The organism is Paracoccus alkanivorans (assembly GCF_003697785.1).
In the GTDB taxonomy this organism is placed as follows: Bacteria; Pseudomonadota; Alphaproteobacteria; order Rhodobacterales; family Rhodobacteraceae; genus Paracoccus; species Paracoccus alkanivorans.
Genome location: NZ_QOKZ01000035.1, coordinates 1 through 1,457, shown reverse-complemented (window position 1 = coordinate 1,457; position 1,457 = coordinate 1). Strand labels below are relative to the sequence as shown.

The following is a 1,457-nucleotide window of genomic DNA, read 5'->3' as shown; positions in this document are numbered from 1 at the left end:
ACCCGGTATTCGAACAATTCATTCAGGTAGTCCGTGCCGTCGAAACGCAACAGGACAAGCACATCCTCGCCCAGTTCCGTCGTCAGCCGGCCGAGACGCTCAATCTGCTTGAATGCACCATCCATAGTGCGGGACTCCTGCAATTGCGACGCATCGGTAACCCGGGCCAGCTTGGAATCGATTTGCCAAAATGTCCAGATTGGAATGCCGCCCTTAGACCCGATGAACATGCTATCTTGCATTTGGTCTCTCCCCCATTCTTGAGGCTCAGCAAGCGCTAATGGGTTTGATTTCCAGTGGGTTCCGCGCCGCCATGACCTGCATGATGCTTAGGCTCAGGACTCGTTCTGGATCATAGCCAGAACAGAACGGTTGCTGCGAGCAAGATCGCAGAGAAGAACGTTTCCGGGCATCGGTCGTATCGTGTGGCGATGCGCCGCCAGTCTTTCAGGCGCCCGAACATGATCTCGATGCGGTTGCGCCGTTTGTAGCGCCGCTTGTCATATTTGACGGCCTTCTTGCGGAACTTCCGGCCGGGGATGAAGACCTTTATCCCCTTGCTTTTCAAAACTTCTCTGAACCAATCGGCGTCATAGCCTCTATCGGCCAGCAACCACCCCGCCTTCGGCAGGCCGCCTAGCAGAGCCGCCGCGCCGGTGTAATCGCTGACTTGGCCGGTCGACATGTAGAACCCGATCGGCCGCCCCTTGGCATCGCAACGGCGTGCAACGTGGTGTTCATGCCACCTTTGGTTTGCCCGATTTGGCGTCCACACCCCCCTTTTTGACCCGCAGACTCGATGCCGTGCGGTGGGCCTTCAGATACTTGCGCAGGCTCACTCGAACGCATGGCGTTCGCCTGCTCACATCGATCATGATCGTCTTGTGCTCGGCGCTCTCGGCGACCAGGCCCACCATGATCCGGGCGAAGACCCCGTTGTCGCTCCAGCGCTTCCAACGGTTGTAAAGAGTCTTGACCTGGCCGTATTCCTTCGGCGCGTCATACCAGCGTAACCCATTGCGATTGATGAAGATTATTCGGCTCAGAACACGCCGATCATCGACGCTGGGCTTGCCATGGCTTTTGGGGAAGAACGGCTGCAGACGCTCCATCTGGGCGTCGGTCAGCCAGTAAAGGTTGCTCATCGATCAGGTCTCCTTGCGGAGCCTGAATCATGCCAGGAGCCTGAAATCAATGGGTCTGGAGCCTAAGTATCTGATGTTACTTGATAAGAGGTTCTGGTTTGGACGATTTTCATGTAAATGCAAGAAGCACGCCTCTTGGCGTTCTGCGCGTAAGGAACTGGTTTATATGATTGTTTTCGGATCAAATTGGTTGCGGGGGTAGGATTTGAACCTACGACCTTCAGGTTATGAGCCTGACGAGCTACCGGGCTGCTCTACCCCGCGCCAATTGAGCTTTTGTCAGTTTTTGTCCGACAAGGGTGCTCTGCCCTG

Annotated in this window: 3 protein-coding genes and 1 tRNA gene; all 4 read right to left on the bottom strand. The window is 55.9% G+C overall.

Features of this window, described 5'->3' with window-relative positions; all coding sequences use genetic code 11:
* Nucleotides 1-242 (bottom strand): hypothetical protein (locus C9E81_RS22595; protein ID WP_147457651.1); only part of this gene is annotated, 242 nt, incomplete at its 3' end.
* 110 nt (nt 243-352) lie between these two features.
* Nucleotides 353-775 (bottom strand): IS5 family transposase, encoded by a 423-nt coding sequence (locus C9E81_RS23490; RefSeq protein ID WP_243698788.1) that lies wholly within the window; start codon nt 773-775, stop codon nt 353-355.
* A complete protein-coding gene (locus C9E81_RS23485) occupies nt 738-1,145 on the bottom strand; it encodes a transposase (RefSeq protein WP_243698787.1) in 408 nt (135 codons plus the stop codon). Before C9E81_RS23485 ends, C9E81_RS23490 begins: the two co-directional genes overlap by 38 nt.
* A 187-nt stretch (nt 1,146-1,332) precedes the next feature.
* Nucleotides 1,333-1,409: transfer RNA gene (locus tag C9E81_RS22585), tRNA-Met, on the bottom strand.
* Between the last annotated feature and the right edge of the window lie 48 nt (nt 1,410-1,457).